We start from the raw sequence: 24,060 nt of genomic DNA, 5'->3' as shown, positions 1-24,060 counted from the left end.
GCCCGGCGGGCCGTTCTTGGGGGCTTCGCTTGCGGGAATGCTGTCATGTCGACAAGGATCCGCGCGCCCTTGTTGCGGGCGGGAAAGGCCGGTTGGGGGGCGAGGGGAGTGCGGCGGCAGGCCCGCAGGCCGCTTGCCGCCGGTATCGTCACATCAGGATGATGTCGTACTGCTCCTGCTGGTAGTCGCTCTGCACCTGCAGCGAAATCGGCTTGCCGATGAAGTCGCCCAGCATCGCCAGGTGCTGCGATTCTTCTTCCAGGAACATGTCCACCACCACCTGCGAGGCCAGGATGCGGAATTCGCGGGGGTTGAACTGCTTGGCTTCGCGCATCACCTCGCGCAGGATCTCGTAGCACACCGTGCGCGAGGTCTTGACCTGGCCGCGGCCGCGGCAGGCGGGGCAGGTCTCGCACAGGATGTGGGCCAGCGACTCGCGGGTGCGCTTGCGCGTCATCTCCACCAGGCCCAGCGTGGAGAAGTTGGAGACCGAGATCTTGGTGCGGTCGCGATGCAGGGCCTTGCCCAGCTCGGCCAGCACGGCGCTGCGGTGCTCGGTGCTCTCCATGTCGATGAAGTCGAGGATGATGATGCCGCCCAGGTTGCGCAGCCGCAGCTGGCGCGCGATGGCGTGGGCCGCCTCGAGGTTGGTCTTGAAGATGGTGTCGTCGAAGTTGCGGCCGTTGACGAAGCTGCCGGTATTGACGTCGATGGTGGTCATCGCCTCGGTCTGGTCGACGATCAGGTAGCCGCCCGACTTCAGGTCCACCCGGCGCCCCAGCGCGCGTTCGATCTCTTCTTCCACGCCGTACAGGTCGAACAGCGGGCGCTCGCCCCGGTAGTGCATGAGCCTGGGCAGCACCGAGGGCGTGTAGGTGGCGCCGAACTCCTGCAGCATGTGGAAGTTCTCGCGCGAATCGACCTGGATGCTGGAGGTGTCGTCGCTGACGAAGTCGCGCAGCACGCGCTGGGCCAGCGAAAGGTCCTGGTGCAGCAGGGTGGGGGCGGGGTTGGTCTTGCCTTGCGCGCCGATGGCGGCCCAGGTCTTGCGCAGGTACTCGACGTCCATCTGCAGGTCCGAATCCGACGCGTCCTCGGCCATGGTGCGGATGATGAAGCCGCCTTTTTCCTGCGGCGGCAGCAGCGCCTGCACCTTGCTGCGCAGCAGCTCGCGCTCGGCCTCGTTCTCGATGCGCTGGGAGATGCCGATGTGCTTGTCCTGCGGCAGGTAGACCAACATGCGCCCGGCGATGGAGATCTGCGTGGACAGCCGCGCGCCCTTGGTGCCGATGGGATCCTTGATCACCTGCACGGTGACGGTCTGGCCGTCGTGCAGCAGCTTCTCGATGGGCGTGGCCGGCGCGTTCTGGCCGTCGTGCGGCCGCGCTTCCCAGATGTCGGCCACGTGCAGGAAGGCCGCGCGTTCCAGGCCGATGTCGATGAACGCCGACTGCATGCCCGGCAGCACCCGCACCACCTTGCCCAGGTAAATGTTGCCCGCCAGGCCGCGCGAGAGCGTGCGCTCGATGTGCAGCTCCTGCACGGCGCCCTGCAGGACCAGCGCCACGCGTGTCTCCTGCGGGGTGATGTTGATCAGAATGTCTTCGCTCATAGGATTCGAACGCCCGCTTTTTGTAATAGTTGAGCCGTCTCGAACAGCGGCAGTCCCATGATACCGGAATGGCTGCCGACGATATTGCTGATGAACATGGAGGCCAGGCCCTGGATACCGTAGGCGCCGGCCTTGTCGTAGGGTTCGATGGTGCTGCAGTAGGCTTCGATGGCCTCATCGGTCAGCGCCGCGAAGCTGACGTCGGACTGCTGGGTCACCTGCCAGATCTCGGTTTCCACGCCCATGGTCAGGCCCACGGCCACGCTGGTGAGCACCTGGTGGGTGCGGCCGGACAGGCGCGTGATCATCTGCACCGCTTCCTCGTGATTGGCCGGCTTGCCCAGGATCAGGTGATCGATCACCACCGTGGTGTCGGCCGAGAGCAGGGGACGGTGCGGCAGCTGGCGCAGGATCATCGTCTGCTGCGCGCTTTCCAGCTTGTCGCGCGTGACGCGGGCCACGTAGTCCAGTGGCCCCTCATTGGGCAGCACGCTCTCGTCGACTTCCTTTTCCGAGAGCAGCAGTTCGAAATCGATGCCGATCTGGCGCAGCAGCTCGCGCCGGCGCGGGCTCTTGGAGGCCAGGTAGATCTTCTGTTCCGCTTGTTTCATGGGCACTCATTTCTCCGCGGGCCGTAGCCGGCGGTAATGTGAGGTGTCAGGCGCGGTGATACGGATGGTTCTGGGTGATCGACCACGCCCGGTACAGTTGTTCAGCCAGCATCACGCGCACCATGCCGTGCGGCAGGGTCATGCTGGAAATGCGTATCAGCGTTTCGGCGCCGGCCTTGAAGCCGGGATCGAGCCCATCGGCGCCGCCGATGACGAAGGCGACGTCGCGGCCGTCCTGCTGCCACTGGAGCAGGTTCTGCGACAGCTGCACCGAGGTCCAGTCGCGGCCGCGCTCGTCCAGGGCGATCACGCGCGCGCCCTTGGGCAGCGCCGCCTCGATCTTTTCGCGCTCCTGCGCCATCACGGTTTCGGCCGTGCGGCTGCCGGAGCGTTCAACGGGTTTGATTTCCTTGAGCAGGATCCGGCATTCAGGCGGCATGCGCTTGGCATACTCCTGAAAGCCGGTTTCGATCCACGCCGGCATCTTGTGGCCGACTGCAGCGATGACCAGCTGCATCAAGCCTTGGCGGAGCGCTTGGCGGCCGGCTTCTTGGCAGTGGTGCTCTTGGTGGCGGCCACGCGCACGGTCTTGCCGGTGGGCGTCTTGGAGGCCGTGGTGCGACTCTTGGCCGCAGGCTTGGCGGCGGCGCCGGCCTTGGTCGCGGTGGCGCGGGTGGTGGTGGTCTTGGGCGCGGCCGCCTTGGTGCCGGTGGTGCGCGTGGTGCGTGCAGCAGGGCGGGCGGCGCCCGTCGCCGTGGTGCTGCGGGTGGGGCGCGCAGTGCCGGTGGCGGTGGTGGCGCGCGGCTTGCGGGTCGGCTTTTTCTCGTCATCGTCGTCCAGCGCCTGGCTGGCTTCGACCGCTTCGGCCTGGGCCTTGGTGCGGCGCATCTTCGGCGCCGGCGCGTCGCCGGCTTCGGCGGCGATGCGCTTGGCCGTGGCGGAGGTGCCGGTGCGCTTGGCCGCGCCCAGCTTCACTTCCTTGTCGCCCCAGATTTCTTCCAGGCGGTAGTAGGCGCGGATGGCCGGCTGCATGATGTGGACGATCATGTCGCCCAGGTCGACCAGCACCCATTCGCCGGTGTCTTCGCCTTCGACGCTGATCACGTGGCCGCCCTTGGCCTTGACCTTGTCGCGCACCGAGGCCGCCAGCGCCTTGGTCTGGCGGTTCGAGGTGCCGGAGACGATCGCCACGCGATCGAACAGGCTGGTCAGGTGGGTGGTGTCGAAGATGCGGATTTCTTGCGCCTTGACGTCTTCAAGGGCGTCCACGACCAGGGTTTGCAGTTTTTTGATGTCCATTATTGGTTTCGGTACAGATGTTGTTGTTCGATATAGTCTAGCACCCCCGCCGGTATCAGCGAATCGGGGCGGGTGCCGCGTTGCAGCTGGGCACGGATTTCGGTCGACGAGATGTCGACCGCCAGCCCGGAGGCCAGGTAGCCGTATCCGTGCGCGGTGCTGCGTATTTCTTGCGGATTGCCGCCGCGGCGCGTGAATTGCTCCATCACCGCCGGCGGGACGTGTGCTTCTTCCAGGTCGAAGCCCGGGCGCGAAGCGGCGCACAGGTGCGCGTAATCAAATAATTCCTGCCAGTGCTGCCAGGTGTCCAGGTGCAGCAGCTGGTCGGCGCCCATCAGAAATACGATGGAGACCTCGGCCCCGAGTTCCGCGCGCAGCGCGCGCAGGGTGTCGATGGTGTAGGTCGCGCTGGTGCGGCGGATTTCCTGCTCATCAATGTAGACCGGCACCCGCTGCCCATCAAAGGCGCGCCGCACCATTTCCACCCGGTCCGCCGGCGTGGCCTGCAGGCCGTGCTTCTGCCACGGGTTGCCGGCGGGAATCACGCGCAGCTCGTCGGGTTGCAGCAATTGCACGAAATGCTCGGCCAGCAGCACATGGCCGGTATGCACCGGGTCGAAGCTGCCGCCGAGCACGGCGACGCAGCGCCGGGCCGCCGGCGCGCGCACCTGCGGCGCGTTCACAGCCAATCCTTGTGCACCAGGAAGTCGGAGTACAGCCGGGCTTCGGCGCTGCCGGGCTCGGGCTTCCAGTCGTAGCGCCACTTCACCAGCGGCGGCATCGACATCAGGATGGACTCGGTGCGTCCGCCCGACTGCAGGCCGAACAGCGTGCCGCGGTCGAACACCAGGTTGAATTCCACATAGCGTCCGCGGCGATAGGCCTGGAAGTCGCGCTCGCGCTCGCCATAGGGCGTATCGCGGCGGAGCGCCAGGATCGGCAGGTAGGCCTCCAGGAAGGCGTCGCCCACGCTGCGCTGCATGGCGAAGGCCTGCTCGAAGGGCAGGGCGTTGAAATCGTCGAAGAAGATGCCGCCCACGCCGCGCGGCTCCTTGCGGTGCTTCAGGTAGAAGTACTCGTCGCACCAGGTCTTGAAGCGCGGATACAGCTCCTCGCCGAAGGGCTGCAGCGCGGCGCGGCAGGCGCGGTGGAAGTGCGCCGCGTCTTCCTCGAAGCCGTAGTAGGGTGTCAGGTCCATGCCGCCGCCGAACCACCAGACCGGCTCCTCGCCCTCGGCGTGGGTGGTGAAGAAGCGCACGTTCATGTGCACCGTCGGGACGTACGGATTGCGCGGATGCAGCACCAGCGAGACGCCCATGGCCTCCCACTCGCGCCCGGCGATGTGCGGGCGATTGGCCGCGGCCGAAGGCGGCAGGTTCTTGCCCATCACGTGCGAGAAGCCGACGCCGCCGCGCTCCAGCACATTGCCCTCTTCCAGCAGTCGCGAAGTCCCGCCGCCGCCTTCCGGGCGTTCCCAGGAATCGGACAGGAAGGACTTGCCATCGGCCTGTTCAAGGGCGGTGACGATGCGGTGTTGCAAATCCTGCAGGTAGGCTTTGACGGAAGAGGTGGCGTTCGGGGAGGTGGTCACGGCGTGTCGCTCAAGGGCACGGTTACAAATACCCCCGAATTGTACCTTGCCGGGCATGCTCCGGGGCGGCCAAAACGAAAGCCCGGCCTGAGCCGGGCTGGTTTTGTGGCAATTCCGGTCAGGCCTGGGGCGGCTGCGCCAGCGGCACCGCCACCTGGTAGGTGGCCGGCGCCGGCCAGCCTTCCTTGAGGCAGACCTCGGCCACGGCGTTCTGCACGTCGTTGTAGACCTGGCCGAAGTTGGGCGTCGGGGCGTGGATGCGCAGCGCGATCAGGGTGCCGGTGGCGTTGAACTCCTGGATCGCGATGCCCGGCGCCGGGGTCTCCAGCACGTTGGGAATCTGCTTGATGCGCGCCATCAGCTTGGCCATGGCTTCCTGCGGATCGACGCTGTAGGCGATCTGGCAGCGCAGGTCGGTACGGCGCGTGGGGTTGACGTTGTAGTTGATGATGTTGTCGGAGAACAGCTTGTTGTTGCCGATGATCACGCGCAGGTTGTTGTCGGTGGTGATGATGGTGGTCACCAGGCCGATGTCGGCGACGGTGCCGGTCTGGCCGGCGGCGGTGATGTAGTCGCCCACCTTGAACGGGCGCAGCACCACCAGGAAGATGCCGGCCGCGAAGTTGGCCAGGAGGCCCGACCAGGCCACGCCCAGCGCCACGCCGACCGCGCCGATCATGGCCGCGAACGAGGTGGTGGGGATGCCGCACACCTCCAGGATGCCCATTACCAGCAGCACGCGCAGCACCACATGGATGGCCGAGACCGCGTAGTTGATCAGCGTGGGTTCGAACTGGCGGGCGGTGAGCACCCGGCGCACCACCTTGGCGAAGGTGTTGACGAACATGCCGCCGATGATCCAGATGGCGATGGCGGCGAGCACCTTCAGGCCGAACGGCACCAGGTAGAGGTTGATGAGCGTATCCAGGTTCAGGAGGTGCTGTTGCATGCGAGGGGTTCCTTTTCTGCTTCTTGTGTCCGGGTGCGGCGGGAGCGGCCGTGGGCGCTTCCCGCGTGAGCTGTTTAGTTCGCGGGCTGGCGTTTTTGTTGCAATGCGCCCGAGATTTTATGCGAAAGGCCTGCCCCCTCATGAACAATCCCCCGCAAACACGCGTTTTGCGGGGGATTGTTCGAGGCTTCGGCCGAGCCGGCGGCAAGCCGGCTTGCGGCTTCCTGCTCAGCGCTTGAGGGCGCGCCAGCCGATGTCGCGGCGCATCTGCGAACCGGCGAAATGGATCAGGTCGGCGGCTGCGTAGGCGTGCTTCTGCGCCACCTTCACGCTGTCGCCCAGGCCCACCACGCACAGCACGCGGCCGCCCGAGGTGGTCAGCTTGTCGCCGGTCAGGGTGGTGCCGGCGTGGAAGGTCACGCAATCGGCGGTCTCGGCCGGGATGTCGGTGATGAGGTCGCCGCTGCGCGGGGTGTCGGGATAGTTGTAGGCGGCCATCACCACGCCCAGCGCGGTGCGGCGGTCCCATTCCAGCTCGACCTTGTCCAGCGTGCCCGACACCGCATGCTCGAACACCGACAGCAGGTCGGTCTTCAGGCGCGCCATGATGGGCTGGGTTTCCGGGTCGCCCATGCGGCAGTTGAATTCCAGCGTCTTGGGGTTGCCTTCGTCGTCGATCATCAGGCCGGCGTACAGGAAGCCCGAGAACGGGATGCCGTCCTTGGCCATGCCCTGCACGGTCGGCACGATGATCTCGCGCATCACGCGCGCGTGCAGCGCCGGGGTCACGATGGGAGCTGGCGAATAGGCGCCCATGCCGCCGGTATTGGGGCCCTGGTCGTTGTCCTGCAGGCGCTTGTGATCCTGGCTGGTGGCCAGCGGCAGGATGTTCTTGCCGTCCACCATGACGATGAAGGAGGCTTCCTCGCCGGCCAGGAATTCCTCGATCACCACGCGCGCGCCGGCGTCGCCCAGCTTGTTGTCGGACAGCATCATGTCCACCGCCGAGTGCGCTTCCTCCAGCGTCATGGCGACCACCACGCCCTTGCCGGCGGCCAGGCCGTCGGCCTTGATCACGATGGGCGCGCCCTTTTGCGCGATGTAGTCATGCGCGGCCTTCACGTCCGAGAAGGTCTGGTACTCGGCGGTCGGGATGGCGTGGCGCTGCATGAAGGCCTTGGCGAAATCCTTCGAGCTTTCCAGCTGGGCGGCTTCCTTGGTGGGGCCGAAGATCTTCAGGCCGCGCGCGCGGAAGACGTTGACGATGCCGGCCGCCAGCGGCGCTTCCGGGCCGACCACGGTCAGCGCCACGTGCTCTTGCTCGACGAAGTCGGCCAGCGCGGCGGGATCGGTGATGGCGATGTTCTGCAGGCGCTCGTCCAGCGCGGTGCCGCCGTTGCCGGGGGCAACGTAGACGGTCTGGATGCGCGGCGATTTGGCGATGGTCCAGGCCAGGGCGTGTTCACGGCCACCGGAGCCGACAACTAGGATTTTCATGTGAATTCGCTTAAAAAAATGGAGCGGAGGGCGAGGGCTGCCGGCTCTTCGATTTATTCTTCAATGACCGCGTTGGTATAGAGTTCCTGGGTATCGTCCAGGTTCTCCAGCGCGTCCAGCAGTTTCTGCATGCGGATGCCGTCCTCGCCCGCAAACACGGTCTCGGTGGACGGCTTCATGGTGATCTCGGCGAGCTCGGCCTTGAAGCCTGCGGCCTCCATGGCCGTCTTCACGGCCGAGAAGTCGTTGGGGCCGGTCAGCACTTCGATGCCGCCTTCCTCGTCGGTCACCACGTCTTCGGCGCCGGCTTCCAGCGCCGCTTCCATGACGGCGTTCTCGTCGGTACCGGGGGCGTACATCAGCTGGCCGCAGTGCTTGAACAGGAAGGCCACCGAACCTTCGGTGCCCATGTTGCCGCCGAACTTGGAGAAGGCATGGCGGACTTCGGCCACGGTGCGCACGCGGTTGTCGGTCATGCAGTCGACGATGATGGCCGCGCCGTTGATGCCGTAGCCTTCGTAGCGCACTTCCTCGTAGTTCACGCCGTCCAGGGCGCCGGTGCCGCGCTGGATGGCGCGGGTCACGTTGTCCTTGGGCATGTTGGCGTCGGAGGCTCGGTCCACCGCCAGGCGCAGGCGGGGGTTGGCGTCGGGGTCGCCGCCGCCCATGCGGGCGGCCACGGTGATTTCCTTGATCAGGCGGGTCCAGATGCGGCCGCGCCTTTCGTCCTGACGGCCTTTACGGTGCTGAATATTGGCCCATTTGCTGTGTCCAGCCATGTTGAATCTTTCCTGCGAGGGTAGTGATGCCAGAAACCAGAACTGATCAAAGGCCGATTTCGGAGATATCGAGGCCACGTTCTGACTATAATCGGGCGGGCATTTTACCATACCGCCTCTCTTCGATTTCTCCCACGAATGGCTTGTTGACATGACAAATCCGCTCCCCATCGCCAGCAATTCCGGCGGGCAACTCTGCCTGCTGCCGCAGCTGGCCAATCGCCACGGCTGCATCACCGGCGCCACCGGCACCGGCAAGACCGTGACCCTGCAGGTGCTGGCGCAGGCGCTCTCCGACATCGGCGTGCCGGTGTTCATGGCCGACGTCAAGGGCGACCTCTCCGGTTTGGGTCGCGCCGGCGCGGCCTCGCCCAAGCTCAAGGAGCGGCTGGCCAACCTGGGCCTGCCGGAGCCGGCCTGGGCCGCGGCGCCGGTGGCGTTCTGGGACGTCTTCGGCGAGAAGGGCCATCCGGTGCGCGCCACCATCTCCGACATGGGGCCGCTGATGCTGGCGCGCATGCTCAACCTGAACGACACCCAGCAGGGTGTGCTGCAGCTGGTGTTCAAGATCGCCGACGACAACGGCCTGCTGCTGCTCGACACCAAGGACCTGCGCGCCATGCTGCAGCACGTGGGCGAGCATGCGGCCGAGTTCAAGACCGAATACGGCAACGTCTCGGCGGCCAGCATCGGCGCCATCCAGCGCGGCCTGATCGGCATCGACGAGCAGGGCGGCGACCGCTTCTTCGGCGAGCCGATGCTCAACATCGAGGACTGGATGCAGACCGACGCCAACGGCCGCGGCATCGTCAACATCCTGGCCGCCGACCGCCTGATGAACGCGCCGCGCCTGTATTCCACCTTCCTGCTGTGGATGCTCTCCGAGCTGTTCGAGCACCTGCCCGAAGTGGGCGATCTCGACAAGCCGAAGATGGCCTTCTTCTTCGATGAGGCCCACCTGCTGTTCGACAAGGCGCCCAAGCCGCTGCTGCAGAAGATCGAGCAGGTGGTGCGCCTGATCCGCTCCAAGGGCGTGGGCGTGTACTTCGTCACCCAGAATCCGCTGGACATCCCCGACACCGTGCTGGGCCAGCTCGGCAACCGCGTGCAGCACGCGCTGCGCGCCTACACCCCGCGCGACCAGAAGGCCGTCGCGGCCGCCGCCGGGACCTTCCGCCCCAATCCCAAGCTCGATACCGCCCAGGCCATCACCGAGCTGGGCGTGGGCGAGGCGCTGGTGTCCTTCCTCGATGAGAAAGGCCGGCCCAACGTGGTCGAGCGCGGCTACGTCCTGACCCCGGCCTCGCAGATCGGCCCGGTCAGCGACGACGAGCGGCGCGCGCTGATGGCCTCTTCGCTGGTGGCCGGCGTGTACGAACAGGCGATCGACCGCGGATCGGCCTACGAACGCCTTAAAGGTCGCGCCGCGCAGCAGCCGGCGCCGGCCCCGGTGCAGCCACCGCAGCAGCAACCGCAGCCGCCGGCCGACGACAACGCCTGGGGCGCTTCGGCCGGGCGCGCGCCGGCGCCGCCTGCCCCTGTCCGCAGCCCGCGTCCCACCGGCGGCGCAGCCGCGCCGCAGCCCCAGCCCCAGCAGCAACCCGACCAGGGCGGCGGCCTGGGCGACCTGCTCAAGGACGCCGCCGGTGGCATCTTCGGCAACGGCGGCGGCAGCCGCCGCAGCGACTCTCCGCTGCAGGCCATGGTCAAGTCGGCCGCGCGCAGCATCGGCTCGCAGGTTGGGCGCGAGATCATCCGCGGCGTGCTCGGCTCGCTGATGAAAAAGCGCTGAGCGGGCGCGCCGCCGGACCGTCCCCGGCGGCCGCGCCCGGGACGGTTTACAATCGCGGCCATGACTTCTGCCGTCCATCCCCCCGCTCACCGCCAGGCCTTCCTCGGCGGCCTCCTGCTTGCCATCGTCGGCGCCATCTTCTTTTCCGCCAAGGCCATCGTCGCCAAGCTGATGTACCGCTACCAGGTCGACGCGGTGATGGTGATCACGCTGCGCATGGTGTTCGCCTTCCCGATGTTCTTCGCGGTGGCGATCTGGAAATCCCGCACCAACCCGCCGCTGGCGCGCGCCGACTACCTGCGCATCACGGTGCTGGGGCTGATGGGCTATTACCTTTCGAGCTTCCTCGATTTCCTCGGCCTGCAATACATCTCCGCCGGCCTGGAGCGGCTGATCCTGTTCCTCACGCCGTCCTTCGTGATGCTGATCGCCTTCCTGTTCTTCAAGCGCAAAGTCGGCTGGATCGAATGGGCGGCGCTGCTGGTCTCCTATTTCGGCACCGTGCTGGTGCTGATGCACGACCTCAACACCGGCGGCAGCAACGTCATGCTGGGCAGCGCGCTGGTGCTGGGGTCGGCCTTCACGTATTCGATCTACCTGATTTCCTCCGGCGAACTGGTGCGGCGCGTCGGCGCGGTGCGCCTGGTGGCCTATGCGATGTGCGTCTCCAGCGTCGCCTGCGTGATCCAGTTCTTCATCCTGCGCAGCCCCGGCGAATTGCTCACGCAGGCCGCCGGCGTCTACCAGCTGTCGCTGTTCAATTCCGTGTTTTGCACCGTGCTGCCGGTGTTTCTGACCATGGTCGCGGTCGAACGCATCGGCGCTCCCACCGCGGCCCAGGCCGGACTGGTGGGGCCGGTGTCGACGCTGTTCATGGGCGCGGCGCTGCTCGACGAGCCGATCACCGGCATCCAGCTGACCGGCACCGCGCTGGTGCTGGCCGGCATGTGGCTGCTCTCGCGCAAGAAGGTTTGAACGTCCGCCCGCTATCCCGAATCACATCCGATCACCGCATCCAACAAGGAGACTGACATGGCAAAAGCAATCCGCATCAGCAAGACCGGGGGCCCCGAGGTAATGGAATATGTGGACGTCGAGGTCGGCGAGCCGGGAGCGGGCGAAGTGCGCATCCGCCACGGCGCGGTCGGCCTGAACTTCATCGATTGCTATTTCCGCTCCGGCCTGTACCCGCAGCCGCTGCCCGGCGGCCTGGGCCAGGAGGCGGCCGGCACCATCGAGGCGGTCGGCCCCGGCGTGGCCGATTTCAAGGTGGGCGACCGCGTGGCCTATGCCGGCCGTCCCAACGGCGCGTATGCCGAAGAACGCGTGATGCCGGCCGACATCCTGGTCAAGCTGCCCAACTCGATCAGCTTCGACACCGCCGCGGCCATGATGCTGCAAGGCATGACCGTGCAATACCTGCTGCGCCAGACCGTCCAGCTCAAGGCCGGCGACACCATCCTGTTCCACGCCGCCGCCGGCGGCATCGGCCTGATCGCCTGCCAGTGGGCGCGCGCGCTGGGCGTGAACCTGATCGGCACCGTCAGCAGCGACGAGAAGGCGGCGCTGGCCACGCAGCATGGCGCGGCGCACGTGATCAATTACAAGACCGAGAATTTCGTCGAGCGCGTCAAGGAGATCACCGGCGGAAAAGGCGTGCCGGTGGTGTACGACTCGATCGGCAAGGATACCTTCATGGGTTCGCTGGACTGCCTGCGCCCGCGCGGCACGATGGTCAGCTTCGGCAACGCCTCCGGCCCGGTTGCGCCGTTCGGGGTATCGGAACTGGCCTCGCGCGGCTCGCTGTTCCTGACCCGGCCGTCGCTGGGCAATTACGTCGCCACCCGCGAGGACCTCAACGCCACCGCCGCCGACCTGTTCGCCATGGTCGAGAGCAAGCAGGTCAGCATCGAGATCAACCAGCGTTATGCCTTGAAGGACGTGGGGCAGGCGCATGCCGACCTGGAAGGTCGCCGCACCACCGGTTCCACCATCCTGATCCCCTGAGGCGGGCGGCATGGACAAGCCACAGGATCCCCAGCGCAGCAATCCCATGCGCCACCCGGCGGAGCAGCCCGCCGGGGCCGAGGGCGTCCCGCGTTTCGGGCGCCTGCTGCTGGTGCTGATCGGCGCGGTGCTGCTGATCGTGGCGATCACCTTCGCCAGCGAGGCCTATTTTTCCTGAGGAGGGGCCGGCCGCCCGGCTTCTTGCTTGTCGCCCGGCTTGTCGACCTTGATCGAGATGTGGCGCGTCACGCCGCTGGGGCCGGGGAAGTCGGCGAAGGCGGCGCGCACCATGTAGGGCATGGCCGCCGCCAGGCCGCCGCGGTTGCCGTCGCTGTCGACCACCACGTCATACAGCTGGCGGCCGTCGTCGGCGTTGGCGATGCCGATCTGCAGCCGGCGCAGGAACACCGGATAGCTGGTGGTCTGCATCGGGCCGCCGTACCAGAACGGATCGTAGAACGGGCCGTAAGGGCCGTAGAAGCCATAAGGGTGGGGGCCGAAGCGGCCCCAGCCCGGGCCATAGAAGAAGGGATCGTAGGCCGGGCGCGTCACCACCACCTGCTCGGTGTTCATGCCGTAGCCGAAGCTCACCGCCAGGCGCGCCGACTTGCGGTCGGGCGCCTCGCTGAAGCCCAGCGCCTGCAGCTGCTGGCGAATCAGCTGGGCGTAGCTGGCGTACTCCAGGTTGCCCTCCTGCTCCCTGGCCGGCGCGAAGACGAAGGATTTCCCGTTGGCATCGGCCGGCCAGGCGTGGAACGAGGTGACATTGCTGTCGACCACCGAGGCGCAGCCGGACAGCAGCAGGCTGGCGGCCGCGATCAGGGAAAAGAGCCAGCGTTTCATGGGAATCTCCAATGCAAGATGCGCAGGGCCGGGCGTGAGGCTGGGCTGCTTGATGTGGCCGGGCGCGCTCACCCGGTTCCGGTTCGACCCGCGCGTCAGGCTTTCTATCCCGCCGCGCCAGGCACTATTGTAGTGCGCCGCCGCGCTTGCCGCGCGCCGGCTGCGAACGATCGCCGCCGCAACGGGTCTGTGAGGCTGTCGGGCGACCGATTTCCGCCCGCGTGCGCCGCGTTGATTGGTAAAATCTGGCCTTGGCCGCATTTGCCGTCTGCAATGCCATTCGGATTTCCCATTTCGTATTGCCATTTACATTCGTCGTTATTGCCTCGCAGTTCACTCCATTCTTTTTCCCGGACAGGTTTCCATGCGCACCGATACGCCTCAGACGATCAATCGTAAAGACTACGCCGCCCCCAATTACCTGGTCGACACCGTCGAGATGGGTTTCGACCTCGACCCCTCCGACACCCGCGTGGCCACCCGCATCGCCATGCGCCGCAACCCGGCCGCGGCCGGGCGCGACATCGTCCTGTTCGGCGAGGAGCTGGAACTGGTGGCGCTGCGCCTGAACGGCAAGACCCTGGCGCGCGGCGACTACCGCCTGGCCGGCGGCGTGCTGACCATCCCCGCGGCCCCGGCCAAGGCCGTGCTGGAAATCGAGACCCTCACCCATCCCGACAAGAACACCTCGCTGATGGGCCTGTACGTCTCCAACGGCAACTTCTTCACCCAGTGCGAAGCGGAAGGCTTCCGCAAGATCACCTACTTCCCGGACCGCCCGGACGTGATGGCCAAGTACACCGTCATGCTGCGCGCCGACCGCGCCCGCTATCCGGTGCTGCTGTCCAACGGCAACCTGGTCGAGCAGGGCGAGCTGCCCGGCGGGCGCCACTACGCCAAGTGGGAAGACCCGTTCAAGAAGCCGTCCTACCTGTTCGCGCTGGTGGCCGGCGACCTGGTGTGCCAGGAAGAAACCGTCAGGCTCAAGTCCGGCCGCGACGCCCTGCTGCAGGTGTGGGTCGAAGAGGGCAACCTCGACAAGACCCAGCACGCCATGGATTCGCTCAAGAACAGCATCGACTGGGATGTCAGGCGCTTCGGCCTGGACCTGGACCTGGATCGCTTCATGATCGTGGCGGTGGGCGACTTCAACATGGGCGCGATGGAAAACAAGGGCCTGAACATCTTCAACACCAAGTACGTGCTGGCCAATCCGCGCATCGCCACCGATGTCGATTTCGCCAACATCGAGGCGGTGGTCGGCCACGAGTATTTCCACAACTGGACCGGCAACCGCGTCACCTGCCGCGACTGGTTCCAGCTGTCGTTGAAGGAAGGCCTGACCGTCTTCCGCGACCAGGAATTCTCGGCCGACATGGTCGGCACCGACAGCGGCCGCGCCGTCAAGCGCATCGACGACGTGCGCGTGCTGCGCCAGGCGCAGTTCCCGGAAGACGCCGGCCCGATGGCGCACCCGGTGCGTCCCGACTCCTACGTCGAGATCAACAATTTCTACACCGTCACCATCTACGAGAAGGGCGCCGAGGTGGTGCGCATGTACCAGACCCTGCTGGGCCGCGAAGGCTTCCGCAAGGGCATGGACCTGTACTTCGCGCGGCATGACGGCCAAGCCGTCACCTGCGACGATTTCCGCGCCGCCATGGCCGACGCCGGCAAGCGCGACCTGAGCCAGTTCGAGCGCTGGTACAGCCAGTCCGGCACGCCGCAGGTCGATGCCAGCGCGCGCTACGACGCCAAGGGCAAGACCCTGGAGCTGACGCTGGAGCAAAGCTGCCCGGCCACGCCCGGCCAGAAGAAAAAGCAGCCCTTCCACATCCCGGTGGCCGTCGGCCTGCTCGACGCCAAGGGCCGCGACATGCCGCTTACGCTGGAAGGCGAGAAGCCGGCCGGCAAGTCCGGCGCCACCACCCGCGTGCTGGAACTGACCAAGACCAAGCAGACCTTCCGCTTCACCGGCGTGTCCGAAAAGCCGGTGCCCTCGATCCTGCGCGGCTTTTCCGCGCCGGTGGTGCTCAAGGTCGACTACACCGACGCCGAACTTGCCTTCCTGATGGCGCACGACAGCGACGCCTTCAATCGCTGGGAAGCCGGCCAGCGCCTGGCGACCCGTCGCCTGCTCAACCTCACCGTGGCGGTGCAGGCCGCGCGCCAGTCGGGCCATGTGGTGGCGGTCGACACCGTGCTCAACAACATCGAGCAGGACGGCGCGCTGGCCGCCGCGCTGCGCGCCACGCTCAGGGATGAAACGCTGGATCCGTCCTTCCGCGAACTGGTGCTGACGCTGCCGTCGGAGACCATGATCGCCGAGCAGATGGAAGTGATCGACCCGCACGCCATCCACGTCGCGCGCCAGTTCCTGCGCCGCTCGCTGGCGCGCGAGCTGCGCGAGGACCTGCTGGCCGCCTTCCGCGCCAGCCAGACCCCGGGCGACTACAGCCCGGACGCCACCTCCAGCGGCAAGCGCGCGCTCAAGAACGTGGCCCTGTCCTACCTGGCCGAGCTGGACGACGCCGAGGCGCTGGCCCTGGCCGCGCAGCAGGACGTTGCCGCCAACAACATGACCGACCGGCTGGCCGCGCTGTCGGCGCTGATCAACAGCGCCGCCCCCGGCAAGAGCGAGGCGCTGCAGCGCTTCTACGCCGAGTTCGAGAACGAGGCGCTGGTGATCGACAAGTGGTTCACGCTGCAAGCCACGGCGCGCGGCGCCGACGTCAATACCGTGCGCACGCTGGCCGGCCATCCGGCGTTCACGCTGAAGAACCCGAATCGCGCGCGCAGCCTGATCTTCAGCTTCTGCAACGGCAATCCTTCCGCCTTCCACGCGGCCGATGGCAGCGGCTACAGCTTCTGGGCCGAGCAGGTCGTCGCGCTCAACTCCAGCAACCCGCAGGTCGCCGCGCGCCTGGCGCGCAGCCTGGACCGCTGGCGCAAGTACACCCCGGCGCTGCAGGAAAAGATGCGCCTGGCGCTGCAGCAGGTGGCGGCCTCGCCCAAGCTCTCGCGCGACGTCGCGGAAGTGATCACCAAGGCGCTGGCGAACTGAAAGAACACAGACAAAACACATACCCCAGGATTGATCAAGACTTGAAAAGGAAGACACCATGAAACGCATCAGCCTCACGCAACACCTGATCGAGCAGCAGCGTCTGCACAACAAGATTCCGTCCGAGCTGCGCCTGTTGATCGAAGTCGTCGGCCGCGCTTGCAAGTCGATCTCGCACGCCGTCGGCAAGGGCGCGCTGGGCGAGGTGCTGGGCACCGCCGGCAGCGAGAACGTGCAGGGCGAAGTCCAGAAGAAGCTGGACGTGATCTCCAACGAGATCCTGCTGGAAGCCAACGAATGGGGCGGCCACCTGGCGGCCATGGCCTCCGAGGAAATGGAGACCATCCACCGCATCCCCAACCGCTATCCCAAGGGCGAATACCTGCTGATGTTCGATCCGCTGGACGGCTCCTCCAACATCGACGTCAACGTCTCCATCGGCACCATCTTCTCGGTGCTCAAGGCGCCGGACGGCATGACCGAGCCGACCGAAAAGGACTTCATGCAGCCCGGCACCAAGCAGGTCGCCGCCGGCTATGCGGTCTACGGCCCGCAGACCGTGCTGGTGCTGACCACCGGCGACGGCGTGCACTGCTTCACGCTGGACCGCGAAATGGGCGCCTGGGTGCTCACCCAGAAGGACATCCAGATCCCGGCCGACACCAAGGAGTTCGCCATCAACGCCTCCAACCAGCGCCACTGGTTCCCGCCGGTCAAGCGCTACGTCGATGAAATGCTGGCCGGCGTCACCGGCCCGCGCGGCAAGGACTTCAACATGCGCTGGATCGCCTCCATGGTGGCCGACGTGCATCGCATCCTGAACCGCGGCGGCGTCTTCATGTACCCGGCCGATGCCCGCGAACCGGGCAAGCCGGGCAAGCTGCGCCTGATGTACGAGGCCAACCCGATGGCCTTCATCGTCGAGCAGGCCGGCGGCGCCGCCACCGACGGCAACCAGCGCATCCTCGACATCCAGCCGGAGAAGCTGCACCAGCGCGTGGCGGTGTTCCTGGGATCGAAGAACGAGGTCGAGCGCGTGACCTCCTATCACCAGCAATAAGCGACGACAGGCCAGTCCCGTCGCAATGGAAAACGGCGCCCGCGGGCGCCGTTTTTTTATCGTGGAATCGGGATCAGCCCGCCGGGCGGCGCGTCAGGCGCACGCTGTGCACGGCGGTCAGCGCCACCGCCAGCCAGATCGGTACATAGGTGCCCAGTTGCTCCGGCCGCAGCGACTCGCCCAGCACCGCCATGGCCACCAGCACCAGCAGCACCGGCTCGACATAGCCCAGGATGCCGAACAGGCCCATCGGCAGCAGCTTGCCGGCGCGCAGATAGCAGGCCAGCGCCACCATGCTGACCACGCCCAGGCCGGGCAGCAGCAGGTACATCGAAGGCTCGCGCACGGTGGCGGCGAACGCGCCGTTCCACGCCAGCGCGACGGCGGCCACCGGCACCAGCAGCATCAGTTCGATGGCGAAGATCATCAGCGAATCCATCCGCAGCCGGCGGCGCAGCACGAAATACGGCGGATAGCCCAACGCCACCAGCAAGGTGGTCCAGGAAAAGGCGCGCGTCATCCACAGTTCGTGCGCCACGCCGGCGAAGGCGCAGGCCACCGCCAGCCGCTGCAGCAGGTCGAGCCGCTCGCCGTAGTGGAAACGCCCCACCAGCACCATCGCCAGCGGCAGCAGGAAGTAGCCCAGCGATACCTCCAGCGCGCGGCCGTTGACCGGCGCCCACAGGAACAGCCATTGCTGGACGCCCAGCATCGCGGCCATGCCGGCCAGCACCAGCAGCTTGCGCGGATCGGCCAGCACCTCGGCGCAGGCCGCGCGCAGCTGGCCGCCATGGCGGCGCCAGGCGATCAGCGCCAGCACCGCGGCGGTGGTGCACAGGATGCGCCAGGAGAAGATGTCGAGGCCGTCCAGCGGCGCCAGCAGGCGGGTATAGCCGGACAGGAAGGCGAACAGCGCCGAGGCGAAGACGGACAAGCCGATGCCTAGTCTGATTTCTTGGTGGTTCATGGAATGGCGGCCGATGCGCCCGGGCAAAAGCGCGATTCTACGGTATGCGCGTGATCGCCGCGCCGGGATTCAGCTTTTCTGGCGGCTGCGCGCCGGCGCGAACTTGCGCGGCGCCGTCGGATCGATGATCTTGAGATTGCCCGGATAGGTGACGATACGGTCGCGTCCGCTTTGCTTGGCCTGGTAAAGCGCCTGGTCGGCATGCTCGATGAGCGCCAGCACGCTGTCGTTCTCCTGCACCGGATGCAGCGAGGCCACGCCCACGCTGATGGTCACGTGGCCGCTCTTGGCGCCCGAGTGCGGCAGGTGCAGGTCGGTCACCGCCTGGCGCACGCTGTAGGCCAGCGACATGGCGCCGTGGATGTCGCAATCGGGCAGCACCAGCGCGAACTCCTCGCCGCCGTAGCGAGCAGCCAGGTCGCGCGAGCGCTTGCGCGAGGCGCCGATGGCGCGCGCCACCGCCTTGAGGCACTCGTCGCCCTTGGTGTGGCCGTAGATGTCGTTGTACAGCTTGAAGTGATCGACGTCGATCATGATCAGCGACAGCGCGCCCTTTTCCTTGCCCTGGCGCGCCAGTTCGGCGGCGACCGTGCGGTCGAAATGGCGGCGGTTGGGCAGGCCGGTGAGGCCATCGTGCATGGCCAGCTGGACCAGCGTCGCATTGAGCTGGTCGGACTTGGTGCGGGCGCTGACCGCTTCGTATTCCGAGCGCACCTGCGACTTCACCTGGCGCACCATGCGCCGGCCCATGGTGGCCAGCACGCCTGCCAGGAACAGCACGCCGATGGTGCGCATGTAGGCGTCGTGGCGCCAGTTGGTCAGCACCTCGTCCTTGGAGACGGCCACCGTCATGAACATCGGATAGCGCCGCAGGTGCACGTAACTGTTGATGCGCAGCTCGCCGTCCGATACCGCCACCAGTTCCACGGTGCCACTCTCGCTCTTGGCGGCATAGTCGCGGAAGATGGGGACATCGGCCAGGCTCTTGTTGGTGGTGGCGGTGTCGACGGTGCGGCGGATCAACGTGGTGCCGTTGTTGAGCGCGAACAGGATCGCCCCGCGCCGGCCGACGTTGAAACTCTGGTAGTAGTTCTTGAAGTAGTTCAGCGACAAGGTGGCCAAGACCACCCCGCCGAAGGAGCCGTCGGGCTTGTTGACGCGGCGGCTGATGGTGAAGATCCAGTCGCCGGTGGAGCGGCTCTGCACCGGCGCGCCCACGTAGGGCAGCATGTCGTTGTGCTGCTTGTGATAGATGAAGTAGGCGCGGTCGGCATTGTTGTACTGGGTCAGCAGCGTGCGCTGCGAACTGACCAGCCAGCGCCCGGTCTCGTCATACATGAACAGGCCGTGCAGCTGCGGCAGCTCGTTGACCTGCGCCATCAGCTGGCGGCCGATGCGCTGCAGCGAGCGCTCGCCCAGGCCGTCCTCGGCCACGTGCTCCAGCAGCACCTGCAAGGCCAGGTCGGCCTCATGGTAGGTCTGGTCGGCATGCTGCGCCAGCGCCTGCGCCATGTTGGAGGTATCGACCGCGGCTTCCTTGAGCAGGTCTTCGCGCGCCTGCCAGGTGCGCCAGCTGTCCAGCCCGACCAGGGCGAGGCAGGCCAGCACCACAAACAGCGTGGCGATGCAGACAGGTGAAGTTCTTTTCGTCAAGAACATGGCGGGCGCTTTATCGGTTGATCCTGCAACTACCGACGGCGGGTGAAACGGCCAGCCCTCCATCGATCCTGCAAGCAGGGTAGTGGATGGGCTCGCCTTTTCACATCGGGATTTACCTGAGTGCCGCGCTTGCCGGACGGCGCCCCTGATCAGGGAATCCCCGATGCTGTTTTTACACCTGCTTGGTTAATCTGTCGAGGTAGACGGCCATGCGCCGATAGGAGCCGCAATGAATACCCTGGACAAGAAAGCCGCCAAGCGCGCGTTGAAGAACGTTTCGGTACAGCAACTGGAGACCGCCATCGCCGCCGCGCTGTACAAGATCACCGCCGAGAAGTACCACGTGGACATCCGTCGCTTCGATCTGGGCATCGACGCCGACATGCCGCAGCGCGACGGCGCCGTGATCGAGATGAGCATCGTCGGTACGCCCGGCGTTTGCCCCGGCGGCGAGCCGCTCAGGCTGCAGCCGGAATGCGCCGTCGAACCCCAGCAGGGTTGACGCGCGGCAATGGCTGCAGGAAGCCCACCTGCATCGGCCGAAAGCCCCGCGAGCCGCTCCAGCCGGTCACCGCAATAAGTATCGCTAAGTCCCGCTATAAGTCCCGCACATGACGCACATGAAAAAGCCCCGTCGCAAGGACGGGGCTTGGTTGCTGCTGCGCCTGCTCACTGGCTGCCGGTGCCGGCTGCCGGCAGCGGCTTGCCCGAGGTTTCCGGCGGGCCGCCTGCGCCCTTGTTGAGCTGGTTCTGCTGGTCGCGCTTCTGCTTCTTCTGCGCCTTCTTGGCGGCTTTTTGTTCCGCCTTGGTCGGCGCCGCATCGCCGCCGGCCGGCGGCGTGGCCGCAGTCTGGGCGAGGGCGCCGGTACTGAATGCGCCCGCGACCATCAATGCGCCTAACAATTTCAGCTTGCTCTTCATGCCGTGCTCCTTGTGTCGTTGTCATGGACTGCGCTCACGCGCAGCGTTCCTGCCCACGCATCAGGAACCGGGCGAGGTGCCCATCGGGCCGTCCTTCAGGTCGCGTGCGTACACGTCCGGCTGGTTGGCGCGCATCTCAGAAGCGCGGTGGTCCACGTACTGGCCGTTGTAACCCTGCTCCTGCGAATAGCTGGGCGGCGTGGTCTGGTCGCCCTGATAGTTGTAGTACTGGGTTTGCGCAGACGAATCGTATTGCTGCTGCGTCTGGTAAGCGGCGCCTCCCTGATCGTACGACTGCGCGTAGGCGGCGCCGGCGAATGCTGCGCTGGCCAGCAATGCTGCGGTGATGATCTTTCTGGACATGGCTGTGCTCCTTTCATTGGTGTCGTTTCGCTTCACAAGTGCGAAAGCGTAAAGTCATGATAGGAAGCGGCGCGGCGCTCGGCAGTCGGAGACCCGAGCTTGTTCGTGTCGGACGATTCGCGCGCGTCCGACAGCAAAGGCGGGCCGGAATGGTCGCCGGCAGCGGCCATTGCCGGCTTGCTTCACCTGAGCGCGATGTCGGCCATCGGCCGCAAAGCCTTGCCGGCGTTGCGGCTGCGCGGCATCGTGGATGCGAACTCTGCAGTCGGCAAGGGGCCTGGCATGGCCGAGGCGCGAAGCTGACAAAGCTCCCGCATTTCGTTACAAGACATTTCCGCGGCGGGTCGAAGAAGCAACGGGTACACTGCCCTGACAAGTCCCGACGATGAAAAGACCCCGATGGATATCCGATACGTGCAGAGTTTCGTGGCGGTGGTGGAAGCCGGTTCGCTGGCCGCCGCCGCGCGCAAGCTCGACCTGACCGCGGCCGCGGTGGCCGCGCGCGTGCGCTCGCTGGAGGAAGAGCTGGCCGCGCCGCTGATCCAGCGTTCCGGCCGCTCGGTGCGTCCCACTGCCGAAGGCATGAAGGTGCTGGAGAGCGCCCACGCGCTGCTGCGCTCGGCGCGCGACATGCAGGCGCTGGCGCGCGACGGCCGGGTCGAGCTCGGCGAGCTGCGCCTGGGTGTGTTCTTCTCGGCCATGACCAGCGTGCTGCCGCTGCTGCTGCAGGGTTTCTATCGGCGTTATCCGCATGCCAGCCTGTTCGTCGAGCCGGGCGCCTCGGTCGATCTTTGCCGCAAGGTCGCCGCCGGCGAGCTGGATGCGGCAGTGGTGGTGGAGCCGCAGTTCGCCATGCCCAAGACCTGCGAATGGATGGCGCTGATGGAAGAGCCGCTGGTGGTGATCGCGCCGGCCGGTACCCGGGAGACGGATCCGCACGAGCTGCTGCGGCGCGAACCCTTCATCCGCTACAACCGCAATGTGCTGGGCGGCCAGCTGGCCGAGCGCTACCTGCGCGACCACGACATCGTGCCGCACCAGCGGCTGGAGATCGACAGCCTGCTGGCCGTGGCCGCGATGGTCGGCAAGGGGCTGGGGGTGTCGCTGCTGCCGGACTGGTCGCAGCACTGGGAGGGCGGGCAGGCGCTGATCAGGATCGCGCTGCCGGATCGCCCGCCGGTGCGCCGCGTGGGCCTGATCGTGGCGCGCCATTCGCCTCACGTGGCGCTGGCGCGCATGTTCGCCGAGCAGGCTGCGCAGGTCTTCGACGCCGGCCCGGCGGCCGCCTGAAGCAACTCAGGGCGTCTTGCGCTGCAGCTTTTCCGCGCGCAGGAATTCAAAGTCCACGCCCTGGTCGGCCTGCGTCACGTTCTCCAGGAACAGCTTGCGGTAGCCGCGTCCGGCGACCGGCTTGACCACCGGCTGCTGCTGCCGGCGCTGTTCCAGCTCCTGCTCAGATACCAGCAATGAAATCTCGCGCCGCGATACCGACAGCCGGATGCGGTCGCCGCTGCGCGCATACGCCAGCGGACCGCCGATGGCGGCCTCGGGCGTGACGTGCAGCACGATGCTGCCGAAGGCGGTGCCGCTCATGCGGCCGTCGGAAATGCGCACCATGTCCTTCACGCCGGCGCGCGCCAGCTTGCGCGGGATCGGGATGTAGCCGGCCTCGGGCATGCCGGGCGCGCCCAGCGGGCCGATGTTCTTGAGCACCAGGATGTCGTCGGCGCGCACGTCCAGCGCCTCGTCGTCGATGCGTTCGGCCAGGTCCTGCAGGTTATCGAACACCACGGCGCGGCCCTCGTGCTCCATCAGCTTGGGATCGGCTGCCGATTGCTTGATGATGGCGCCGCCCGGCGCCAGGTTGCCGCGCAAAACCGCCAGCCCGCCCTGCGGGAAGATCGGCCGGTCGAAGCTGCGCACCACGTCCTGGCTGAAGCCCGGGCCTTGCGCCTCCAGCTGCTCGCCCAGCGTGATGCCGTTGATCGTCATCGCGTCGAGGTGCAGTAGCGGCTTGAGTTCGCGCAGCAGCGTGGCCACGCCGCCAGCCTTGTGCAGGTCTTCCATGTAATGCGCGCCGGTGGGCTTGAGGTCCAGCAGCACCGGCGTCTCGCGGCCCATGCGGTCGAGCCGGGCGAGATCGATCTCCAGCCCGACGCGGCCGGCGATGGCGGCCAGGTGCACGATGGCGTTGGTCGAGCCGCCGATGGCCAGCAGCATGCGCAGCGCATTGTCGAAGGCCTTTTCGGTGAGGATCTTGCCCACTGTCAGCCCGCTTCCCGCCAGCGCCACGGCGCGCGCGCCGGTCTCCTCGGCCACGCGGATGCGGTCGGCCGTCACCGCCGGCGGCGTGGCGCCGCCGGGCACCGTCATGCCGAGCGCCTCGGCGATGCAGGCCATGGTGCTGGCCGTGCCCATCACCGAACAGGTGCCCACGCTGGCCACCAGCTGGTTGTTGACGTCGGCGATCTCGTCGTCGTCGATCTCCTCGGCGCGGTACTTGGCCCAGTAACGGCGGCAATCGGTGCAGGCGCCCACGCGCTCGCCGCGATGGGAGCCCGTCAGCATGGAACCGGTGATCAGCTGGATCGCGGGGATCTCGGCCGAGGCCGCGCCCATCAGCTGCGCCGGCACGGTCTTGTCGCAGCCGCCGATGAGCACCACCGCATCCATGGGCTGGGCGCGGATCATCTCCTCGGTATCCATCGACATCAGGTTGCGCAGGTACATCGAGGTCGGCGCGGCGAAGCTCTCATGGATGGAGATGGTGGGGAAGTCCATCGGCAAGCCGCCGGCCAGCATGACGCCGCGCTTGACCGCCTCGATCAGCTGCGGCATGTTGCCGTGGCAAGGGTTGTAGGCGCTGCCGGTGTTGACGATGCCGATCACCGGCCGGTTCAGCGCCTCGTCGGTATAGCCCGCGCCCTTGATGAATGCCTTGCGCAGGAACAGCGAAAATCCGCGGTCGCCGTAGGAGGTCAAGCCGCGCTGCATTCCTGTGTCCGGCTTCTCTGTTTTGCTCATGTCGGTCTCCTGTCGTTGTGAT

The 24,060-nt window shown here is 66.7% G+C and carries 24 protein-coding genes; 9 read left to right on the top strand and 15 right to left on the bottom strand.

Annotation, left to right across the window (positions count from 1 at the left end; genetic code table 11):
- Positions 1-148 precede the first annotated feature (148 nt).
- The 9 genes from rng to Herbaro_RS16510 all read right to left on the bottom strand — a co-directional run bounded on the left by rng (position 149) and on the right by Herbaro_RS16510 (position 8,338).
- Positions 149-1,612, bottom strand: coding sequence for a ribonuclease G (rng, locus tag Herbaro_RS16550; RefSeq protein ID WP_275010711.1), 1,464 nt, complete (start codon positions 1,610-1,612; stop codon positions 149-151).
- Positions 1,609-2,223, bottom strand: coding sequence for a Maf family protein (locus Herbaro_RS16545; RefSeq protein ID WP_275010710.1), 615 nt, complete (start codon positions 2,221-2,223; stop codon positions 1,609-1,611). Before Herbaro_RS16545 ends, rng begins: the two co-directional genes overlap by 4 nt.
- Positions 2,224-2,269: 46 nt before the next feature.
- Complete coding sequence (rlmH, locus tag Herbaro_RS16540; protein ID WP_275010709.1) at positions 2,270-2,740, bottom strand: 23S rRNA (pseudouridine(1915)-N(3))-methyltransferase RlmH; 471 nt, start codon at positions 2,738-2,740, stop codon at positions 2,270-2,272.
- Positions 2,740-3,522 carry a ribosome silencing factor gene (rsfS, locus tag Herbaro_RS16535; RefSeq protein ID WP_275010708.1) on the bottom strand — a complete coding sequence of 261 codons (783 nt, stop codon included), beginning with the start codon at positions 3,520-3,522 and terminating at the stop codon, positions 2,740-2,742. Before rsfS ends, rlmH begins: the two co-directional genes overlap by 1 nt.
- Positions 3,522-4,190: a nicotinate-nucleotide adenylyltransferase gene (locus Herbaro_RS16530; protein WP_275014040.1), complete on the bottom strand. Its 669-nt coding sequence runs from the start codon at positions 4,188-4,190 to the stop codon at positions 3,522-3,524. The genes rsfS and Herbaro_RS16530 overlap by 1 nt, the downstream gene beginning before the upstream one ends.
- Positions 4,191-4,201: 11 nt before the next feature.
- Positions 4,202-5,170, bottom strand: a complete 969-nt coding sequence (gene hemF / locus Herbaro_RS16525; protein ID WP_446719277.1) for an oxygen-dependent coproporphyrinogen oxidase — start codon at positions 5,168-5,170, stop codon at positions 4,202-4,204.
- A gap of 61 nt (positions 5,171-5,231) precedes the next feature.
- Positions 5,232-6,062, bottom strand: a complete 831-nt coding sequence (locus tag Herbaro_RS16520; protein ID WP_275010706.1) for a mechanosensitive ion channel family protein — start codon at positions 6,060-6,062, stop codon at positions 5,232-5,234.
- 228 nt (positions 6,063-6,290) lie between these two features.
- Positions 6,291-7,559, bottom strand: a complete 1,269-nt coding sequence (gene purD, locus Herbaro_RS16515; protein WP_275010705.1) for a phosphoribosylamine--glycine ligase — start codon at positions 7,557-7,559, stop codon at positions 6,291-6,293.
- Between the two features lie 53 nt (positions 7,560-7,612).
- Positions 7,613-8,338, bottom strand: coding sequence for a YebC/PmpR family DNA-binding transcriptional regulator (locus Herbaro_RS16510; protein WP_275010704.1), 726 nt, complete (start codon positions 8,336-8,338; stop codon positions 7,613-7,615).
- Positions 8,339-8,489: 151 nt separating this feature from the next.
- Between Herbaro_RS16510 and Herbaro_RS16505 the strand changes: the two genes are divergently transcribed.
- From Herbaro_RS16505 to Herbaro_RS16490, 4 genes are read left to right on the top strand one after another with little or no spacing between them, the layout of a single operon-like run.
- On the top strand, positions 8,490-10,130 hold the full coding sequence (locus Herbaro_RS16505; RefSeq protein ID WP_275010703.1) for a helicase HerA-like C-terminal domain-containing protein: 1,641 nt from the start codon (positions 8,490-8,492) through the stop codon (positions 10,128-10,130).
- Between the two features lie 60 nt (positions 10,131-10,190).
- A complete protein-coding gene (locus tag Herbaro_RS16500) occupies positions 10,191-11,105 on the top strand; it encodes a DMT family transporter (RefSeq protein ID WP_275010702.1) in 915 nt (304 codons plus the stop codon).
- A gap of 57 nt (positions 11,106-11,162) precedes the next feature.
- The gene (locus Herbaro_RS16495) at positions 11,163-12,137 is read left to right on the top strand and encodes a quinone oxidoreductase family protein (RefSeq protein WP_275010701.1); all 975 of its coding nucleotides are present in this window, start codon (positions 11,163-11,165) and stop codon (positions 12,135-12,137) included.
- Positions 12,138-12,147: 10 nt separating this feature from the next.
- Positions 12,148-12,315 (top strand): hypothetical protein, encoded by a 168-nt coding sequence (locus tag Herbaro_RS16490; protein WP_275010700.1) that lies wholly within the window; start codon positions 12,148-12,150, stop codon positions 12,313-12,315.
- Here Herbaro_RS16490 and Herbaro_RS16485 read toward each other — a convergent pair.
- A complete protein-coding gene (locus Herbaro_RS16485; RefSeq protein WP_275010699.1) occupies positions 12,303-12,980 on the bottom strand; it encodes a DUF4136 domain-containing protein in 678 nt (225 codons plus the stop codon). The genes Herbaro_RS16490 and Herbaro_RS16485 overlap by 13 nt on opposite strands.
- Before the next feature lie 364 nt (positions 12,981-13,344).
- Between Herbaro_RS16485 and pepN the strand changes: the two genes are divergently transcribed.
- Both pepN and Herbaro_RS16475 read left to right on the top strand, forming a co-directional pair.
- On the top strand, positions 13,345-16,044 hold the full coding sequence (gene pepN / locus Herbaro_RS16480; protein ID WP_275010698.1) for an aminopeptidase N: 2,700 nt from the start codon (positions 13,345-13,347) through the stop codon (positions 16,042-16,044).
- Positions 16,045-16,102: 58 nt separating this feature from the next.
- Positions 16,103-17,104 carry a class 1 fructose-bisphosphatase gene (locus Herbaro_RS16475; RefSeq protein ID WP_275010697.1) on the top strand — a complete coding sequence of 334 codons (1,002 nt, stop codon included), beginning with the start codon at positions 16,103-16,105 and terminating at the stop codon, positions 17,102-17,104.
- Positions 17,105-17,177: 73 nt separating this feature from the next.
- Here the strand turns inward: Herbaro_RS16475 and rarD are convergent, their stop codons facing one another.
- Positions 17,178-18,071, bottom strand: coding sequence for an EamA family transporter RarD (rarD, locus tag Herbaro_RS16470; RefSeq protein ID WP_275010696.1), 894 nt, complete (start codon positions 18,069-18,071; stop codon positions 17,178-17,180).
- A gap of 69 nt (positions 18,072-18,140) precedes the next feature.
- A complete protein-coding gene (locus tag Herbaro_RS16465) occupies positions 18,141-19,730 on the bottom strand; it encodes a sensor domain-containing diguanylate cyclase (protein ID WP_275010695.1) in 1,590 nt (529 codons plus the stop codon).
- Positions 19,731-19,959: 229 nt separating this feature from the next.
- Here Herbaro_RS16465 and Herbaro_RS16460 point away from each other — a divergent pair, with 229 nt between their 5' ends.
- The gene (locus tag Herbaro_RS16460; protein WP_275010694.1) at positions 19,960-20,232 is read left to right on the top strand and encodes a hypothetical protein; all 273 of its coding nucleotides are present in this window, start codon (positions 19,960-19,962) and stop codon (positions 20,230-20,232) included.
- 167 nt (positions 20,233-20,399) lie between these two features.
- Here the strand turns inward: Herbaro_RS16460 and Herbaro_RS16455 are convergent, their stop codons facing one another.
- Together Herbaro_RS16455 and Herbaro_RS16450 are read right to left on the bottom strand one after the other, a co-directional pair.
- Entirely contained in the window at positions 20,400-20,651 is a 252-nt protein-coding gene (locus Herbaro_RS16455) for a hypothetical protein (RefSeq protein ID WP_275010693.1), read from the bottom strand.
- Positions 20,652-20,711: 60 nt separating this feature from the next.
- Complete coding sequence (locus Herbaro_RS16450; RefSeq protein ID WP_275010692.1) at positions 20,712-21,014, bottom strand: hypothetical protein; 303 nt, start codon at positions 21,012-21,014, stop codon at positions 20,712-20,714.
- A 99-nt stretch (positions 21,015-21,113) separates the two neighbouring features.
- Between Herbaro_RS16450 and Herbaro_RS16445 the strand changes: the two genes are divergently transcribed.
- Together Herbaro_RS16445 and Herbaro_RS16440 are read left to right on the top strand one after the other, a co-directional pair.
- Positions 21,114-21,317, top strand: a complete 204-nt coding sequence (locus Herbaro_RS16445; protein WP_275010691.1) for a hypothetical protein — start codon at positions 21,114-21,116, stop codon at positions 21,315-21,317.
- 96 nt (positions 21,318-21,413) lie between these two features.
- Complete coding sequence (locus tag Herbaro_RS16440; RefSeq protein ID WP_275010690.1) at positions 21,414-22,304, top strand: LysR family transcriptional regulator; 891 nt, start codon at positions 21,414-21,416, stop codon at positions 22,302-22,304.
- A gap of 6 nt (positions 22,305-22,310) precedes the next feature.
- Here Herbaro_RS16440 and Herbaro_RS16435 read toward each other — a convergent pair whose 3' ends face one another.
- Positions 22,311-24,038 (bottom strand): IlvD/Edd family dehydratase, encoded by a 1,728-nt coding sequence (locus Herbaro_RS16435; RefSeq protein ID WP_275010689.1) that lies wholly within the window; start codon positions 24,036-24,038, stop codon positions 22,311-22,313.
- Positions 24,039-24,060: the final 22 nt, after the last annotated feature.

It is taken from the genome of Herbaspirillum sp. WKF16, from assembly GCF_028993615.1.
GTDB lineage: Bacteria > Pseudomonadota > Gammaproteobacteria > Burkholderiales > Burkholderiaceae_D > Herbaspirillum.
Note: the sequence above shows the minus strand (reverse complement) of the source record. Positions and strands in the feature narration are given on the sequence as shown.

Bases quoted from the DNA above. Each gene is read 5' to 3' on its own strand.
- rng (WP_275010711.1), bottom strand. From the start codon at position 1,612: ATGAGCGAAGACATTCTGATCAACATCACCCCGCAGGAGACACGCGTG.
- Herbaro_RS16545 (WP_275010710.1), bottom strand. From the start codon at position 2,223: ATGAAACAAGCGGAACAGAAGATCTACCTGGCCTCCAAGAGCCCGCGC.
- rlmH (WP_275010709.1), bottom strand. From the start codon at position 2,740: ATGCAGCTGGTCATCGCTGCAGTCGGCCACAAGATGCCGGCGTGGATC.
- rsfS (WP_275010708.1), bottom strand. From the start codon at position 3,522: ATGGACATCAAAAAACTGCAAACCCTGGTCGTGGACGCCCTTGAAGAC.
- hemF (WP_446719277.1), bottom strand. From the start codon at position 5,170: ATGCCCGGCAAGGTACAATTCGGGGGTATTTGTAACCGTGCCCTTGAG.
- Herbaro_RS16520 (WP_275010706.1), bottom strand. From the start codon at position 6,062: ATGCAACAGCACCTCCTGAACCTGGATACGCTCATCAACCTCTACCTG.
- purD (WP_275010705.1), bottom strand. From the start codon at position 7,559: ATGAAAATCCTAGTTGTCGGCTCCGGTGGCCGTGAACACGCCCTGGCC.
- Herbaro_RS16510 (WP_275010704.1), bottom strand. From the start codon at position 8,338: ATGGCTGGACACAGCAAATGGGCCAATATTCAGCACCGTAAAGGCCGT.
- Herbaro_RS16505 (WP_275010703.1), top strand. From the start codon at position 8,490: ATGACAAATCCGCTCCCCATCGCCAGCAATTCCGGCGGGCAACTCTGC.
- Herbaro_RS16500 (WP_275010702.1), top strand. From the start codon at position 10,191: ATGACTTCTGCCGTCCATCCCCCCGCTCACCGCCAGGCCTTCCTCGGC.
- Herbaro_RS16495 (WP_275010701.1), top strand. From the start codon at position 11,163: ATGGCAAAAGCAATCCGCATCAGCAAGACCGGGGGCCCCGAGGTAATG.
- Herbaro_RS16490 (WP_275010700.1), top strand. From the start codon at position 12,148: ATGGACAAGCCACAGGATCCCCAGCGCAGCAATCCCATGCGCCACCCG.
- Herbaro_RS16485 (WP_275010699.1), bottom strand. From the start codon at position 12,980: ATGAAACGCTGGCTCTTTTCCCTGATCGCGGCCGCCAGCCTGCTGCTG.
- pepN (WP_275010698.1), top strand. From the start codon at position 13,345: ATGCGCACCGATACGCCTCAGACGATCAATCGTAAAGACTACGCCGCC.
- Herbaro_RS16475 (WP_275010697.1), top strand. From the start codon at position 16,103: ATGAAACGCATCAGCCTCACGCAACACCTGATCGAGCAGCAGCGTCTG.
- rarD (WP_275010696.1), bottom strand. From the start codon at position 18,071: ATGAACCACCAAGAAATCAGACTAGGCATCGGCTTGTCCGTCTTCGCC.
- Herbaro_RS16465 (WP_275010695.1), bottom strand. From the start codon at position 19,730: ATGTTCTTGACGAAAAGAACTTCACCTGTCTGCATCGCCACGCTGTTT.
- Herbaro_RS16460 (WP_275010694.1), top strand. From the start codon at position 19,960: ATGAATACCCTGGACAAGAAAGCCGCCAAGCGCGCGTTGAAGAACGTT.
- Herbaro_RS16455 (WP_275010693.1), bottom strand. From the start codon at position 20,651: ATGAAGAGCAAGCTGAAATTGTTAGGCGCATTGATGGTCGCGGGCGCA.
- Herbaro_RS16450 (WP_275010692.1), bottom strand. From the start codon at position 21,014: ATGTCCAGAAAGATCATCACCGCAGCATTGCTGGCCAGCGCAGCATTC.
- Herbaro_RS16440 (WP_275010690.1), top strand. From the start codon at position 21,414: ATGGATATCCGATACGTGCAGAGTTTCGTGGCGGTGGTGGAAGCCGGT.
- Herbaro_RS16435 (WP_275010689.1), bottom strand. From the start codon at position 24,038: ATGAGCAAAACAGAGAAGCCGGACACAGGAATGCAGCGCGGCTTGACC.